This window comes from Deinococcus grandis, assembly GCF_001485435.1.
In the GTDB taxonomy this organism is placed as follows: domain Bacteria; phylum Deinococcota; class Deinococci; order Deinococcales; family Deinococcaceae; genus Deinococcus; species Deinococcus grandis.
This window is the reverse complement of the sequence record NZ_BCMS01000002.1, coordinates 82181-96044: the sequence shown is the minus strand read 5'-3', so window position 1 is coordinate 96044 and position 13864 is coordinate 82181. Positions and strand designations below refer to the sequence as shown.

The 13864-nt window shown below is 71.3% G+C and carries 17 protein-coding genes; 13 read left to right on the top strand and 4 right to left on the bottom strand.

All coding sequences use genetic code 11. The features are described from left to right. The first annotated feature begins 65 nt into the window (after window positions 1-65). The 13 genes from DEIGR_RS15985 (at window position 66) to DEIGR_RS15925 (ending at window position 8942) form a co-directional block, all read left to right on the top strand. Window positions 66-854: a hypothetical protein gene (locus tag DEIGR_RS15985; protein ID WP_058978972.1), complete on the top strand. Its 789-nt coding sequence runs from the start codon at window positions 66-68 to the stop codon at window positions 852-854. Between the two features lie 130 nt (window positions 855-984). Further along, entirely contained in the window at window positions 985-1761 is a 777-nt protein-coding gene (locus tag DEIGR_RS15980; RefSeq protein WP_058978970.1) for an SDR family oxidoreductase, read from the top strand. Next, window positions 1758-2225 (top strand): MaoC family dehydratase, encoded by a 468-nt coding sequence (locus DEIGR_RS15975; RefSeq protein WP_058978968.1) that lies wholly within the window; start codon window positions 1758-1760, stop codon window positions 2223-2225. The genes DEIGR_RS15980 and DEIGR_RS15975 overlap by 4 nt, the downstream gene beginning before the upstream one ends. Then, window positions 2222-2647: a PaaI family thioesterase gene (locus tag DEIGR_RS15970; protein ID WP_236704905.1), complete on the top strand. Its 426-nt coding sequence runs from the start codon at window positions 2222-2224 to the stop codon at window positions 2645-2647. The genes DEIGR_RS15975 and DEIGR_RS15970 overlap by 4 nt, the downstream gene beginning before the upstream one ends. Beyond that, complete coding sequence (locus DEIGR_RS15965) at window positions 2644-2994, top strand: hypothetical protein (RefSeq protein ID WP_058978964.1); 351 nt, start codon at window positions 2644-2646, stop codon at window positions 2992-2994. Before DEIGR_RS15970 ends, DEIGR_RS15965 begins: the two co-directional genes overlap by 4 nt. After that, a complete protein-coding gene (locus DEIGR_RS15960) occupies window positions 2991-4226 on the top strand; it encodes an acyl-CoA dehydrogenase family protein (protein WP_058978963.1) in 1236 nt (411 codons plus the stop codon). The genes DEIGR_RS15965 and DEIGR_RS15960 overlap by 4 nt, the downstream gene beginning before the upstream one ends. A gap of 25 nt (window positions 4227-4251) precedes the next feature. Continuing rightward, window positions 4252-4467, top strand: coding sequence for an AbrB/MazE/SpoVT family DNA-binding domain-containing protein (locus tag DEIGR_RS15955; protein WP_058978961.1), 216 nt, complete (start codon window positions 4252-4254; stop codon window positions 4465-4467). Beyond that, window positions 4464-4862: a type II toxin-antitoxin system death-on-curing family toxin gene (locus DEIGR_RS15950; protein WP_083524215.1), complete on the top strand. Its 399-nt coding sequence runs from the start codon at window positions 4464-4466 to the stop codon at window positions 4860-4862. The genes DEIGR_RS15955 and DEIGR_RS15950 overlap by 4 nt, the downstream gene beginning before the upstream one ends. Window positions 4863-4878: 16 nt before the next feature. Beyond that, window positions 4879-5673 carry an SDR family NAD(P)-dependent oxidoreductase gene (locus DEIGR_RS15945; protein WP_058978960.1) on the top strand — a complete coding sequence of 265 codons (795 nt, stop codon included), beginning with the start codon at window positions 4879-4881 and terminating at the stop codon, window positions 5671-5673. Between the two features lies 1 nt (window position 5674). Then, entirely contained in the window at window positions 5675-6475 is an 801-nt protein-coding gene (locus DEIGR_RS15940; protein ID WP_058978958.1) for an SDR family oxidoreductase, read from the top strand. Continuing rightward, complete coding sequence (locus DEIGR_RS15935; RefSeq protein WP_058978956.1) at window positions 6472-7566, top strand: phosphotransferase family protein; 1095 nt, start codon at window positions 6472-6474, stop codon at window positions 7564-7566. The genes DEIGR_RS15940 and DEIGR_RS15935 overlap by 4 nt, the downstream gene beginning before the upstream one ends. Beyond that, the gene (locus DEIGR_RS15930) at window positions 7559-8257 is read left to right on the top strand and encodes a histidine phosphatase family protein (protein ID WP_058978954.1); all 699 of its coding nucleotides are present in this window, start codon (window positions 7559-7561) and stop codon (window positions 8255-8257) included. Before DEIGR_RS15935 ends, DEIGR_RS15930 begins: the two co-directional genes overlap by 8 nt. A 109-nt stretch (window positions 8258-8366) precedes the next feature. Continuing rightward, entirely contained in the window at window positions 8367-8942 is a 576-nt protein-coding gene (locus DEIGR_RS15925; RefSeq protein WP_058978952.1) for a hypothetical protein, read from the top strand. Window positions 8943-8970: 28 nt separating this feature from the next. On the opposite strand, the gene DEIGR_RS15920 is transcribed toward DEIGR_RS15925, so the two are convergent. The 4 genes from DEIGR_RS15920 to DEIGR_RS15905 all read right to left on the bottom strand — a co-directional run bounded on the left by DEIGR_RS15920 (window position 8971) and on the right by DEIGR_RS15905 (window position 13803). Next, complete coding sequence (locus tag DEIGR_RS15920) at window positions 8971-9786, bottom strand: endo alpha-1,4 polygalactosaminidase (RefSeq protein WP_058978950.1); 816 nt, start codon at window positions 9784-9786, stop codon at window positions 8971-8973. A 70-nt stretch (window positions 9787-9856) separates the two neighbouring features. Further along, entirely contained in the window at window positions 9857-11956 is a 2100-nt protein-coding gene (locus DEIGR_RS15915; RefSeq protein WP_058978949.1) for an Agd3-related carbohydrate deacetylase, read from the bottom strand. 16 nt (window positions 11957-11972) lie between these two features. Continuing rightward, window positions 11973-12740, bottom strand: coding sequence for a nucleotidyltransferase family protein (locus DEIGR_RS15910; protein ID WP_058978947.1), 768 nt, complete (start codon window positions 12738-12740; stop codon window positions 11973-11975). Between the two features lie 67 nt (window positions 12741-12807). Beyond that, window positions 12808-13803: a GDP-mannose 4,6-dehydratase gene (locus tag DEIGR_RS15905; RefSeq protein WP_058978945.1), complete on the bottom strand. Its 996-nt coding sequence runs from the start codon at window positions 13801-13803 to the stop codon at window positions 12808-12810. Window positions 13804-13864 lie beyond the last annotated feature (61 nt).

Genomic DNA, 13864 nt, shown 5'->3' with positions numbered 1-13864 from the left:
GAACAGAGCGCCGGGTCTGGGCACCTCTGCACTTCCCCGGACGCCGGATCGGAGACACTGTGACCATGCGACGTCTGCACGCCCTGATCCTCCTGACCGGCCTGTGTCTCCCGACTGACCCGGGCGCGCAGGCCCGGAGTGACGTGCCGCCGGACTGGGCGGCCCTCGCGTCCCGCTTTCCGGGGTTCGCAGGCGCGGCCGTGGACGTGCACGCGGGCCGCCTGCGCCTGACGCTGCTGTGGGCCGGGCCGGGGCAGCCCCCCGTGCGTGCCCTGGCCGACGCGCTGGGCGGGGCTCTAGGTGGGGAGGCCCGCGAGGCCGCGCGGACCGGTGTCACCCAGGTCCGTCCGGCGGCGTTCACGCTGGAGCGGCTGCTGGACGCCCAGCGCACTCTGAACGGCGCTGGGCGGCTCGACCCCCTCCTGAACCGGGTGGTGGTGTCGCCCGGGTCAGCGGCGGTCGGTCCGGACGGGGTCACGGTCACGGCCGGGGAGGTGGCCCGCGAGTCCCGCTTGAGTGTCTTCGTGCGCCCCACCTCCCCGGCGCGGGGGGCACTGGCGGCCGACGTGCGCGTCGTGAACACCGGACGCTGGCCGCTGCGTCTCGACTGGGACTGCTTCGTGGTGCGGTTGCGGGTGCTGGATGCGCGGGGGCGGGACGTGACGGTCCTGCGGGACGACGAGGCGTGCGCGGGCGGTCCGCCAGTCATCCTGTGGCCGGGCGAGGTCTTGCTCGCCGCGCCGTTCCTGCCGGTGCTGGACGGCCTCCCGGCGGGACGCTACCGCCTGCGGGCGGAACTGGACGTGGCGGGCCTGCGGGCCGCGCGTGAGGCGACGCTGGACTGGCGGCCCTGACCCCCGGCCGTGACACCGCTCCCGCCCACAGCGTCCGTTCGCGTTCAAAATTGACGTTCACGTACATTTCTGCCTATGCTGGTGGCCTCAACCCCCCCCGCACGTCCCCTCACCCGGAGGTTCACCCCGCATGGCCCTGAAAGACCTGTTCAACCTGACCGGCAAGGTCGCCCTCATCACCGGCGGCAGCCGCGGCCTCGGCCTCCAGATCGCCGAAGCCCTCGGCGAGTACGGCGCGACCGTCGTCCTGACCGCCCGCAAGGCCCACGAACTCGACGAGGCGAAAACCCACCTTCAGGGTCTGGGCATCACCGCGCACGTGTACCCCAACGACCTGGGCGCCTTCGACACCATCGACCCCCTGATCGAGCAGATTCACGCCGAGGTCGGCCCGATCGACATCCTCGTGAACAACGCCGGGGCCACCTGGGGCGCCCCCACCGTCGACCACCCCCTGGACGCGTGGATGAAGGTCATGAACGTCAACGTGAACGGCCTGTTCCTCATCACCCAGAGCGTCCTGAAACGCTGCATGCTCCCCGCCGGGAAGGGCCGCATCGTGAACGTCGCGTCCGTCGCCGGGCTGCAGGGCAACGACCCCCGCATGTCCCCCACCGTCGCGTACAACACCAGCAAGGGCGCCGTCGTGAACTTCACCCGCGCGCTGGCCGCCGAGATGGCCGACAAGGGCGTCACCGTGAACAGCATCTGCCCCGGCTACTTCCCCACCAAGATGACCAAGGGCACCCTGGCGTACGGCGAGCAGTCCATCCTGGAATCCACGCCCATGCACCGCCTCGGCACTGACCAGGACCTCAAGGGCCTCGCGCTGCTGCTGTCCAGCGACGCCAGCGCCTACATGACCGGCCAGAACATCGCCGTGGACGGCGGCGCTGGCGTGGTATGACCGCGCCCGCCGGAATCCGGCCTGACGAGCTGGCCGCGCACGTCGGGCAGGAAGTCGCGCTGTCCGACTGGATCACCGTCGACCAGACCCGCATCGACGCCTTCGCGCACGCCACCGGCGACCACCAGTTCATTCACGTGGACCAGGAGAAGGCCGCGCAGGGACCGTTCGGCGGCACCATCGCCCACGGCTTCCTGACCCTGTCGCTGCTGGCCGGGGAGTTCATGACCCACGGCGGTGCCCCACACATCGACGGCGCGCGCCTGACTGTCAACTACGGCCTGAACCGCGTGCGCTTCATCACGCCCGTCCGCGCCGGGTCACGCCTGCGCAACCGCGCCGTCCTCCAGTCCGCCGAGCCGGGCCAGGGGTTCGTGCAGATCACGGTCGCCAACACCATCGAGATCGAAGGGGCCGACAAGCCCGCCTGCACCGCCGAGAGCGTCTTCCGGGTGTACCTGTGACGACTGCCCCCGCCGACATGCTCGCCATGGCGCAGGGTGTGCTGGACGCCCAGCCGTTCAGCACCCTCGTGGGCGCCCGCGCGACCCGCTTCACGCCCGAAGGGGTCGAGGTGAGCCTCGCGCTGCGGCCCGACCTGACGCAGCATCACGGCTTCGCGCACGGTGGCCTCCAGGCGACCCTGGCGGATATCACCCTGACGTTCATGGGGGCCGCCGCGCTGGGTCCCAGCGTCCTGACGAGCGAGTTCAAGATCAACTTTCTGCGGCCCGCGCAGGGCGACACCCTGATCGGGCGCGGCAGCGTCCTGAGCGCCGGGAAACGGCAGGCTGTGACCCGCTGCGACCTCTACGCCGCGCAGGACGGCCAGGAGAAACTCGTTGCCACGGCGCTGGGCACCATCGTCCGCGCGGACGTGCCATGAAGATCGGCAGCCGCTACACCCTGGAACGCCCCACGACGGGCGAGGTGCTCGGCACCCTGACCGTCACCGACACGGAGATGTTCGCCGTGGCGGGCACCTTCGTCGCCTCGCCCGCCTTCGACCCGTACCGCCCACTGTTCGACGAGGACGCCCGGCTGGCCCGGCAACTCGCCGAGGACCCCGACCCGGAGCTGCTGGAGCGCGCCGAGGCGGTCCTGGACGGTCTGATGTCGCTGGGCCTGATCCTGCGCGGCGAGTCCGGGCGGGGCTACCGAGACTTCCTGCTGGGCATCGACGGTGACGAGGCCAGCTTCCGCCCCCTGACCCCCGAGGAGGTCCCCCTATGACGATGTTCGACGTGTCCCCCCGCGCCCGTGACCTGCACGCGCGCCTCACCGCGTTCATGGACGCCCACATCTACCCCAACGAGGCCGAGGTCGCCCGGCAGATCGACGCGGGGAACCGCTGGGAGCACCTCCCGATCATCGACGAGCTGAAGCCCAAAGCGCGCGCCGAGGGCCTGTGGAACCTGTTCCTGCCGCCCGCCAGTGATCCGGACGGCACGTTCGGGCCGGGCCTGTCGAACCTGGAGTACGCGGGCCTGTGCGAGGTCATGGGCCGCGTGTGGTGGGCACCCGAGGTGTTCAACTGCTCCGCGCCCGACACCGGGAACATGGAGGTCCTGGCCCGTTACGGCACGCCCGAGCAGCAGGAGCAGTGGCTGATCCCGCTGCTGAACGGCGAGATCCGCAGCGCGTTCTCCATGACCGAACCCGACGTCGCCTCAAGCGACGCGACGAACATCCAGTCCAGCATCACCCGCGACGGGGACGAGTACGTCGTGAACGGCGACAAGTGGTGGACGAGCGGCGCGGGGGATCCCCGCTGCAAGATCAGCATCTTCATGGGCAAAACTGACCCGAACGCCGAACGGCACCGCCAGCAGAGCATGATCCTCGTTCCCCTGGACGCGCCGGGCGTCACGAAGGAACGCATGCTGACCGTGTTCGGGTACGACGACGCGCCGCACGGCCACGCGCAGATGACGTTCCGGGACGTGCGCGTGCCCGCCGCGAACCTCCTGCTCGGCGAGGGGCGCGGCTTCGAGATCGCTCAGGGCCGCCTCGGGCCGGGCCGCATCCACCACTGCATGCGCCTGATCGGGCAGGCCGAACGCGCCCTGGACCTCATGGTGCAGCGCGCCGCGTCCCGCACCGCCTTCGGCAAGCCCCTCACCGGGCACCAGCACGTCCGCGAGGCCATCGCCGCGAGCCGCATGGAGATCGACCAGGCCCGACTCCTGACCCTGCACGCCGCGCACATGATGGACACCGTCGGCAACAAGGAGGCGCGCGGGCCGATCGCGGCGATCAAGGTCGTCGCGCCGAACGTCGCGCTGCGCGTCATCGACCGCGCCATCCAGGTGTTCGGCGGGGCGGGCGTCAGCCAGGACACGCCCCTGGCGATGATGTACGCCCAGGCGCGCACCCTGCGCCTCGCGGACGGCCCGGACATCGTGCACGCCGAGACGGTCGCCAAGGAAGAACTGCGCCGCCACGGCGTCAGCGGACGCCGCTGAGATTATAACGCCGTTATAATTGATCATGCGAAAGAAGCTCACGACCATCGGCAACTCCAGGGCGCTGATCATCCCGAAGGAACTCCTTGAACTGTACGGATTCGGCGACGAGATCGAGATCGAACCGTCCGCTGGCGGCCTGATCATCAAACCCGCCGCCCGGGGGCTGTTCTTTCAGGAGGCGAAGGCGAAGCTGCTGACCGAGAAACGTGCGCTGCTGGCCCGATTGAGTGACGCGTGACGACATATCTGAGGGTGGAGGACGTCACCGACCTGCATGACGAGGCACTGGCCGATTTCGGCGGGACGCCCGGCCTGCGGGACGCGGGCGCGCTGGCCTCGGCGGTCGCTCAACCGGCGATGGAAGCGTTCGGGGTCGAACTGTACCCCGGCCTGACCGACAAGGCGGCCGCGTACCTGTACTTCCTGTCCCGCAATCACGCCTTCGTCGACGGGAACAAACGCACCGCGTACGCAGCGGCGTACACCTTCCTGGCGATGAATGGTTGGCTGCTGGGCGGTTCAGACGATGACGTCTTCACCCTGGTGCTGGACACGGCGCAGGGCAGACTGAGCGATCCGCGCGAGGTCGAGGTTCGACTGGCTCAACTCGTTGTGCCGATGGCCGAGGGATGAACCGAGGAGCGTACACATGGACTTGAATCAGGCGGTGGCGGTGGTGACGGGGTCGGCGTCCGGGATCGGTCGGGCGCTGGCGGCGCGTCTGGTGCAGGAGGGCGCGGTCGTGGTGGCGTCCGACCGGAACGCGGAGGCCGGGGCGCGTGAGGCGGCGGCGATCGGTGCGCGGTTCGTGCCCGCTGACGTGGGGCAGGAGGCCGGGGTGAAGGCCCTGATCGACGACGTGCTGGCGCGCGAGGGCCGCGTCGACCTGCTGTGCTCGAACGCGGGTCTGGCGGTCGGGAACGGCCTGGAGCCGGACGACGCGCTGTGGGACGTGTCGTGGCGCGTGAATGTCCTGAGTCACGTGTGGGGCGCGCGGCACGTCCTGCCGCACATGCTCGCGCGCGGGAGCGGCACGCTGCTGCAGACGGTGTCGGCGGCGGGCCTGCTGACCGAGGTGCATTCCGCGCCGTACGCGGTGACGAAGCATGAGGCGCTGGCCTTCGCGGAGTGGCTGGCAATCACGTATGGCGAACGGGGGATCGGCGTGGCGGCGCTGTGCCCGGAGTGGGTGCAGACGCCCCTGATCGCGGGCGCGCCGCACCTGCAGGCCGGGGCGATCACGCCCGAGGAGGTCGCGGAGGCGGCCGTGAATGGCCTGCTGTCGGGGCAGTTCCTGATCACGACGCATCCGATGACCGTACGGGCGTTCCAGGCGCGCGCGAATTCGCATGACCGCTGGCTGGGCCGCGTGCGGGCCCTGTCGCGGCAGACGACCGAACAACTTGCCGGGGGCCACGCGTTCCCGGATTCACTGGAGGGCTGACATGGAGTTTGAACGCAAGGTGATCGTGGTGACGGGCGCGGCGTCGGGGATCGGGAAGGCGCTGGCGGCGGCGTTCGTGCAGGAGGGCGCGACGGTGGTGGCGTCGGACCGCAACGCGGAGCTGGGCGCGCAGGAGGCGGCCGCGATCGGCGCGCGCTTCATCCCGGCGGACGTGGGCCAGGAGGCGGGCGTGAAGAGCCTGATCGACGACGTGCTGGCGCATGAAGGCCGTATCGACCTCTTCTGCTCGAACGCGGGCATCGCGGTGGGCGAGGGGCCGGACACCCCGGACCGCGTGTGGGACCTGATCCAGCGCGTGAACGTGATGAGTCACGTCTGGGCGGCCCGGCACGTGCTGCCGCACATGCTCGAACGCGGCGACGGGTATCTGCTGAACACCGCGTCGGCGGCGGGCCTGCTGACGGAACTGCACTCCGCGCCGTACGCCGTGACCAAGCACGCGGCGCTGGCGTTCGCGGAGTGGCTGAGCATCACGTACGGTGACCGGGGCATCAAGGTCGCCGCGCTGTGCCCGGAAGGTGTCTGGACGCCCATGATCCAGAACGCGCCGCTGCTGCAGCAGACGGCCATCACGACGGACGAACTGGTCGCGAGGACGCTGGAGGTGCTGCGCGAAGGCGGGTTCCTGATCACCACGCACCCCAGCACCCTGAAAGGATTTCAGCTCAAGGCCGCCGATTACGACGGCTGGATCGGGAAGATGCGACACCTGCGCGGCAAGGCCATGGCGCTGCTGCACGTCCAGCAAGGCGGGGCAGAGGCGGGGGAGGCGAGCCGTTGACCGCGCCGGACGCCGCGCCTGTCCGCCCCGGCGAGGAACTGCCACTGGAGGCGCTGCGGGAGGCTCTGCGGGGCCGGGTGCCCGGCGACGTGGACGCACTGGAGGTGTTGCAGTTCCCCGGCGGCTTCTCGAACCTCACTTACCTGCTGCGGCTGGGCGAGCAGGAGTACGTGCTGCGCCGCGCGCCGCTGGGGCCACTCCCGAAGGGCGCGCACGACATGACCCGCGAGGCGAACCTGCTCTCGCGCATCCATCCGGTGCTGCCGGTGGCCCCGGAGCCGCTGCTGGTCGTGGAGGACGCGGGCGTGATCGGCAGCCCGTTCTACCTGATGGAGCGGCGGCGCGGGACGGTCGTGCGGACCAGCCTCCCGCCCGAGTACCGCGAGCTGCCCGGCGCCCCGGAGCGGCTGGGCGCAGCCTTGATCGACACGCTGGCCGACCTGCACGCGGTGGATATCGACGCGGCGGGCCTGCGCGACCTGGGGAAACCCGAGGGCTTCAACCGCCGTCAGGTGGACGGCTGGGCGGGCCGCTGGCGCCGCGCGCGCGAAGCGCTGAAAGACACCGGGGACCTGCCCCCGCCCGCCGAGCTGCGCGACGAACTGGTGATCGCGTGGCTGGAGGCGCACACGCCCAATGAGACGGCGCATGCGCTGGTGCACAACGACTTCAAGCTGGACAACCTGATGCTCGACCCCCGTGACCCGGGCCGCGTGGTGGCGCTGCTGGACTGGGAGATGACCACGCTGGGCGACCCGCTGGTGGACCTGGGCCTGACCCTGACGTACTGGACGATGCCGGAACTGCCCGGCGGCGCGCCCAACCGCGTCGGGGCGGCCGCGCCGGGCTTCCCGGACCGCGACGCGCTCGTGGCCCGCTACGAGGCCCGCAGCGGGCGGCGCGTGGCGGACGCCCTGCCGTGGTTCGAGGTGCTGGGGCACTTCAAGCTCGCGGTGATCGTCATTCAGATCTTCGCGCGCTACCGCCTGGGGCAGACGCAGGATCCGCGGTTCGCGCCGCTGGCCAAGCAGGCCGCGTGGCTGATGCGCCGCGCCTGGGAGCTGATCCGGACGCAGGACGCGCGTGAGTGAACTGCGCCTGATCCGCCACGGGCAGGCCACGCCGTTCGAGGCGGACACCGACCGGCTGTCCCCGCTGGGTGAGACGCAGGCCCGCGCGGTCGGCGCGGCGTTCGGGGCTGAGGGCTGGGTGCCCACGCACGTCCTGCACGGTCCGCTCGTGCGGCAGCGGCGCAGCGCGGAGCTGGCGGCCGAACAGGCGAGCGGCTGGCCTGCCGCCGTGCAGGACGCCCGGCTGGCCGAGTTCGACGGGGACGGCCTGATCCGTACGCTGGCGCCGCTGCTGGCCGCGCGGAACGAGGCGTTCGCCGCGCAGGTCGCCGCCTTCCGCGCCAGTGATCCCCAGGCGCGCAACCGCACCTTTCAGGCGCTGCTGGAGACGGTGGCGGCCGCATGGCAGGCGGGCACCCTGACCCACCCGGACGTGGAGACGTGGGCGGCGTTCCGCGCGCGGGTCCTCGCGGCCCTGGCGGACACGCTGGCCCTACCCGGCGGGAGCCGCGTGGCGGTGTTCACGAGCGGCGGCGTGATCGGCCTGACGCTCGCCCGCGTGCTGGACGCCCCGGACGCCACTGCCCTGCGCCTGAACTGGCGGGTGCGCAACGCCAGCGTCACCCGCCTGACCTTCGGGGCCGGGCGCGTCAGCCTGGACAGCTTCAACGAGGAGGCGCACCTGCCGCCCGCCGGGCGGTCATGGCGGTGACCGGCCGCGTAGCAAGGCACGTGACGCGCCGCGACAGTGCCGCTATCCTCAGCAGCGTGTTCCCCCAAGTGAAAGAGATTTGTGCCGCCCCACCCGCTAGGGTGGGCGCATGAACGTCCGCGAGGCCCTGACTGCCACTGACGACGCGGTCTACCGCACTGCGCAGGTCATCACGGTCCTGCACTCTCACCGGGCCCGTGGCCCCTGGCTGCGCCTGATCGCCGTGCCGCGCCGCGACGCCCTGCCCGAACTGATCGCCGTGCAGGGCGACCGGGTGCGCCGCCCCGGCAACACGGTCGGGCTCGCGTCGAACATGGGCCACACCCAGCACCTCACGACCCGCTGCGTGGCGGACCTGGGCGCCGATCCCGCGACCCTCAGCGGCCTGCTGCAGACCCAGAAGGTCGCCGAACTGCTCTCCACGCCGCTGGACGAGCAGATCGTGCAGGCCACGCAGGCACTCGTGGCGCTGCTGGACGAACGGACCGCGCAGGCCAGGCAGCCCGGCAAGCCGCGCTTCTGGTTCCGGGCGCGTCAGGCGGAACCCGAGGAGGTCGCGCCGTCCTCACCGAAGATCACCGAGCAGATCGAGCACCTGCGCGCCCTGCTGGCCGAGGTGCCGGTCGTGACGCTCGAGGACGTCGCCCTGGACTGGGACGACGTCAGCATCGACGCGGCCCTGTGACCCCCTGACCCCCGGCAGGCACGTCCGTTCAGGCGGACGTGCTGCTCAGGGACCCGTGCGCGTGCCGTTCCGGCGCGGCCAGGCGCGGCAGCAGGCCGCCGGGCAGGGTCAGTTCGCGGTTGCTGACGAACGTGGGGACGCCCAGCGCCTCGGCGCGGCGCAGCGCGAACCGCCGCGCGCGGGTGGTGACGGCGTAGTCCAGGCCGTACACCTCCAGGTGCAGGCGGCGGGCCTGGGCGACCAGCGCGGCCGTGTACTCCAGCTCGTGCCGTTCGTACATGCGGTACCCGTCCGCCCAGGTCGTCGAGAGCGCCTCGATCAGCACGCCGTTGATGGTCCCGCCCAGGCGCGGCAGCAGCCCGAAGCCGCGGTTGGCCATCAGGTAGCAGGGGCCCGCCCACTGCCGCACCTGCCGCACGAGCTTGAGCATGGCGCGCACCTGCACCGGGTCGCTGGCGCTGTCGAGCGTGTCGAGCAGGAACCCGTCGAACACGGCCCTGTGCGCCAGGACCTGCGCCTCGATCCGCGCGCGCCACTCCGGGTGACGGGCGTCCACGGGCCGCAGGTGCCAGTGCGGGTCGGGCGCGCCGCGCAGCCAGTCGCCGTGCGGGCTGCTGTCCATGCCCAGGCTCAGGTACGCCAGGACCTGCACGCCGCGTGCCTGCAGCCAGCGCACGGCGTCCACGCGGTAGTGGCCGGGCTGCACGATCACGCGCCGGTAGCGGCACAGGACGTTCAGGGCGTTCGGGCCGTAGTACACGCTCAGGGCGCGCCGGTCCGGCGTCCCGGTCGGCCGGGCGGGCGGCTGCAGGTACGTCAGGGGGTGGCGGAGGTGTCCGGTCATGGGGCCTCCGGGGGGCAGGGCGGCGGGAGGTGCGCGGGCGTGGCCCCGGCGCGGGCGGGCGCGGCCCGCCTCACTGAACGGGCAGGGTGACGCTCTGACCGGCACCCAGGGTCACGAGACTGATGGTCCGCCCGGCGTAACTCGTCTGCGTGCCGCCCAGCGCGCCGGTCACGAAGGCCGGACCGCCGCGTTCGGAGGTGAGGGTGACGCTGTTCGTGGCGCGGTTCCAGCGGCCGCTCACGCCGGATTTCAGGGCCAGGGTCCGGTCGCGCATGTACGGGCCCAGGTCGTCCCAGCGCCAGGTGTTCAGCGGCAGCGTGGAGTACCGGGCGTATTTCTTCAGCATGGCGCCCAGCCAGTCGCTGGCGAGGCTCTTGTTGATGGCGTACTGCCGCAGGTTGTTCTGGTGCATGTAGTGCGGGAAGGCGCTGCCGGACAGCACGTGACCCAGCGCCAGATCGCTTTCCTTGTCCAGGTACTCGCTGTACGTCAGGTTGTGGTCCCAGTACGGGGCGGTGCCGTTCGGGCCGTACACGCTGTTGTACGCCGTGACGGCCTGGGTGGGGTTGGTGACGTGGTAGAAGACGTTCGTGGGCCAGCGGGGCACCAGGAAGACAGAGGGGTTCAGCGGGTGGTACAGGCCGCAGTTCGTGCAGCTGGGGTCCCACTGGCCGTCCACCGAGCGGTTCGACGCGAGGTACCGCACTCCGGTCGCCTGCGCGGCGTTCAGGAAGGCGAGGTTCGACGCCCCCAGCCCGAAGTTCGTCTTGGGGCCGTCCCCGGCGGGGTTGTAGTAGCCCAGGCCGGACATGTCGCCGGTCACGAGGCCCTGCGCGCTGAGTTTCAGGCCGAACGCCTGCGCGACGCTCAGATTCGGGGCGAGTTGCGCCATGGACTGGTCGTACGTCAGGAAGTCCATGTACTCGTGGTCGAGGGTGTGGCTGACCCAGTCGAAACTGTTCGCGAGGCATTTCGTGGCGCTGGACAGCGTGTCGGGCGTGCCCAGGGGGTACGAGGCGCAGCTGGCGGGCGCGCTGGCGTTCGCGCCGCCCCCGTTGTACGCGATGGTGAAGTTCAGCGCCGGGGCGACCGGGTACAGGGCCCGCAGGTTCGCCAGTTGCGTGGGGAGGTTCATGGCGTCCACGGCGGCGATGCGGAACCCGTCGGGTTTGATCGCGCCGGTCGTGGCGTTGTACACGTCGCCCGGCAGGAACCAGTCGTCGATGTCCAGCTGCGCGAAGCGGCGGTACTCGCCCAGGCGCACGCCGCGGGTCAGCCAGTTCGTCAGGGAGTACCCCAGCAGGGTGCTGTGCAGCAGGTACGGGTTCTGCGCGAAGGTCAGCGCGACCCGCTCGCGGCCGTCCGTGGTGGACTGCACGCCCAGCACCCGGCCGTTGGCGTCGCGCAGCAGTGGCGTGGTGGTCACGCCGGTCACGGTGGCCAGCGTGGACGGGTAGTTGTACGCGTAGCGCACCGGGATGTTCACCTGCCGCAGGTCGCTGAGCACCCCGGCGGCGGCGGCGGTGGGTTTCACGTCCGCGGCGCTGCTCGCCACGCCGGCGTCGCGCAGGCCGTAATCTTCCGGCCAGGTGCCGGGGTAGGTGTACAGCGACAGCTGCCGGGCGCGGTAGTCCTTCTGGTACTGCCACAGCAGGTTCCATCCGGCCCAGTCCAGCGCGCTCTGGAACACGCCGGGACTGGCCTCGTACGCGAGGTTCCCGGTGGTGAGGATCACGCCCTGGTAACGGCCGCTGCCGTCCGGGGCGACCAGCGTGTCCGGCGTCAGGGGGGTCTGCGCGGGGAAGGTCACGTCGTACGGGACGCCCGCCTGGTCCAGCATGGCGCGCGCGGTGTCGAGGTTGCTGTCGGCGCTGCCCGCGAGGATCAGGACGCGCAGGGCGACCACGTCGGTGTTCGGCGTGACGGCCAGCGGTCGCAGCGGCAGCGGCGTGCGCGGCCCGCTGAGGTCCGGCAGGGGCCGCAGGTTCTCCCCGCGCGGTCCGGCCGCGCCGGGACGCAGCGGCTCGTGGATCTCGTGCCCTTCGTGGGTGGCGGCCACGTGATCCCCGGTGACGGGCAGTTCCGCCTCGGCGGGCGCCGGGCTGGGTGCGGTGCGGGTCGCGCAGGCGGCCAGCAGGACGCTCAGCGCCAGGAGTTTCAGGTGCTTCATCACGGTCCTCCGGGGGTCAGGCGGGCGCGCCGTTCAGGTACGCGTCGGGGGTGGGGACGGGCGTGCCGAGGGTCATGCCGGGCATCAGCATGCCGATGTAGCGGTCGAAGTCGGCGTTCGCGCGGTCGTAGTCCTCGGGCCGGCCGATGTCCAGCCAGTACCCGTCGAAGGGGAAGCTGGCGGGGCGCGTCTCGCGGGAGAGCAGATCCAGCACTAGGTCGTCGAAGCCGAAGGGCCGCCCGGCCGGGTACCGCTCCAGCGTCTCGCGGCTGAAGCCGTAGATGCCCATGCTGACCATGAAGTTGAACACCGGCTTCTCGCGGAAGTGGGTGATGGTCCCGCCGTCGATGTCCAGCACACCGAACTCGCTGCGGACCTCGCGGGCGTACGTGGCGACGGTGACGGGCGCGCTGCTCGCCGCGTGGCCGCGCAGCAGCTTGGCGTAGTTCAGGTTCGTCAGGACGTCGCCGTTCATGACCAGGAAGTGCTCGGGCAGGCTGTCCAGCGCGCCCAGCAGCGGCCCGATGGTGCCCAGCGGCGTCGCTTCCTCCAGGTAGGTGACCTGCAGCCCGAAGCGGCTGCCGTCCCCCACGAACGACCGGATCAGGGTGCCCATATGCCCGATGGCCAGGGTCACGTGCGTGAACCCGTAGTGGGCCAGCTGGTGCATCACGATCTCCAGGATCGAGTAGCGGTCCCCGATGGGCACCAGGGGTTTGGGAACGCAGGTGGTGTACGGCCGCAGCCGGGTGCCTTTACCGCCAGCCAGGATCACTGCGTGCATGGTCAGACCTCCTCGGGTCACGCGGACCCGCGTCGAAAGAGGGCGTCGGGGGGGGCAGGGGAGCGCGTCAGATGGTGTACTGATCGGGCCGGTAGTGCGCGAGGTTGCGCGGCTCCAGGAACCACTGGCTGGTGGCCTCCAGCCCGGCGTGCAGGTCGAAGTGCGGGGCCCAGCCGGTCGCGGCGCGCAGCTCGCTGTTGTCCCCGACCAGGCGCATGACCTCGCTGCCCTCGGGGCGCAGGCGCTGCTGCTCCTCCTCGACCTGCACCTGCTGGCCCATCACGTCGGCGATCACGCGGATCAGGTCCCCGACACTGACCTCCACGCCGGTCCCGGTGTTCAGGGTGCGGCCCACGACCCGCTCGGCCGGGGCGTCCCCGACCGCCTGGAAGGACCGGGCGGTGTCCCGCACGTAGTTGAAGTCCCGCGTGGGCCGCAGCGCCCCCACCCGCACGACCGGGCGGCGCGCGGCGATCTGGGAGATGATCGTGGGAATCACCGCGCGCGCCGACTGGCGCGGCCCGTACGTGTTGAAGGGCCGCAGCGTCACGACCGGCAGGCCGAAACTCAGGTGGTAGGCCTCGACCAGCTTGTCCGCCGCGATCTTCGTCGCGGAGTACGGCGACTGCCCCTGCAGCGGGTGCCGCTCGGTGATGGGCACGCTGCGCGCCGTGCCGTACACCTCGCTGGTGCTCGTGTGCACCAGCCGGGGCGTCTGCAGGTCCCGGGCGGCCTCCAGCACGTTCAGGGTGCCCACCACGTTCGTCTGCACGTACGAGTGCGGCGCCGCGTACGAGTACGGAATGGCGATCAGCGCCGCCAGGTGGTAGACCACGTCCGCGCCACGCATGAATTCCCGCACGCTGACCGGGTCACGGACGTCACCCAGCACGACCTCGACGTGCTCCAGAATCTCGGGCGGCAGGTCGTCCAGCCAGCCCCAGCTGCCGAAGCTGTTGTACAGCACCATCGCCCGCACCCGCGCGCCACCGCGCACGAGCGTCTCCACGAGGTGCGAGCCGATGAAGCCCTCGGCTCCGGTCACGGCGACCAGTTTTCCCATGTTCCTCCCCCCTTCCGACGGGCGCACGCACCCACCTGGCGCGGCGCACCTCCCCAGGGGC

Coding starts and splice junctions, on each gene's coding strand:
- DEIGR_RS15985 (WP_058978972.1), top strand. CDS start 66: ATGCGACGTCTGCACGCCCTGATCCTCCTGACCGGCCTGTGTCTCCCG.
- DEIGR_RS15980 (WP_058978970.1), top strand. CDS start 985: ATGGCCCTGAAAGACCTGTTCAACCTGACCGGCAAGGTCGCCCTCATC.
- DEIGR_RS15975 (WP_058978968.1), top strand. CDS start 1,758: ATGACCGCGCCCGCCGGAATCCGGCCTGACGAGCTGGCCGCGCACGTC.
- DEIGR_RS15965 (WP_058978964.1), top strand. CDS start 2,644: ATGAAGATCGGCAGCCGCTACACCCTGGAACGCCCCACGACGGGCGAG.
- DEIGR_RS15960 (WP_058978963.1), top strand. CDS start 2,991: ATGACGATGTTCGACGTGTCCCCCCGCGCCCGTGACCTGCACGCGCGC.
- DEIGR_RS15955 (WP_058978961.1), top strand. CDS start 4,252: ATGCGAAAGAAGCTCACGACCATCGGCAACTCCAGGGCGCTGATCATC.
- DEIGR_RS15945 (WP_058978960.1), top strand. CDS start 4,879: ATGGACTTGAATCAGGCGGTGGCGGTGGTGACGGGGTCGGCGTCCGGG.
- DEIGR_RS15940 (WP_058978958.1), top strand. CDS start 5,675: ATGGAGTTTGAACGCAAGGTGATCGTGGTGACGGGCGCGGCGTCGGGG.
- DEIGR_RS15925 (WP_058978952.1), top strand. CDS start 8,367: ATGAACGTCCGCGAGGCCCTGACTGCCACTGACGACGCGGTCTACCGC.
- DEIGR_RS15920 (WP_058978950.1), bottom strand. CDS start 9,786: ATGACCGGACACCTCCGCCACCCCCTGACGTACCTGCAGCCGCCCGCC.
- DEIGR_RS15915 (WP_058978949.1), bottom strand. CDS start 11,956: ATGAAGCACCTGAAACTCCTGGCGCTGAGCGTCCTGCTGGCCGCCTGC.
- DEIGR_RS15910 (WP_058978947.1), bottom strand. CDS start 12,740: ATGCACGCAGTGATCCTGGCTGGCGGTAAAGGCACCCGGCTGCGGCCG.
- DEIGR_RS15905 (WP_058978945.1), bottom strand. CDS start 13,803: ATGGGAAAACTGGTCGCCGTGACCGGAGCCGAGGGCTTCATCGGCTCG.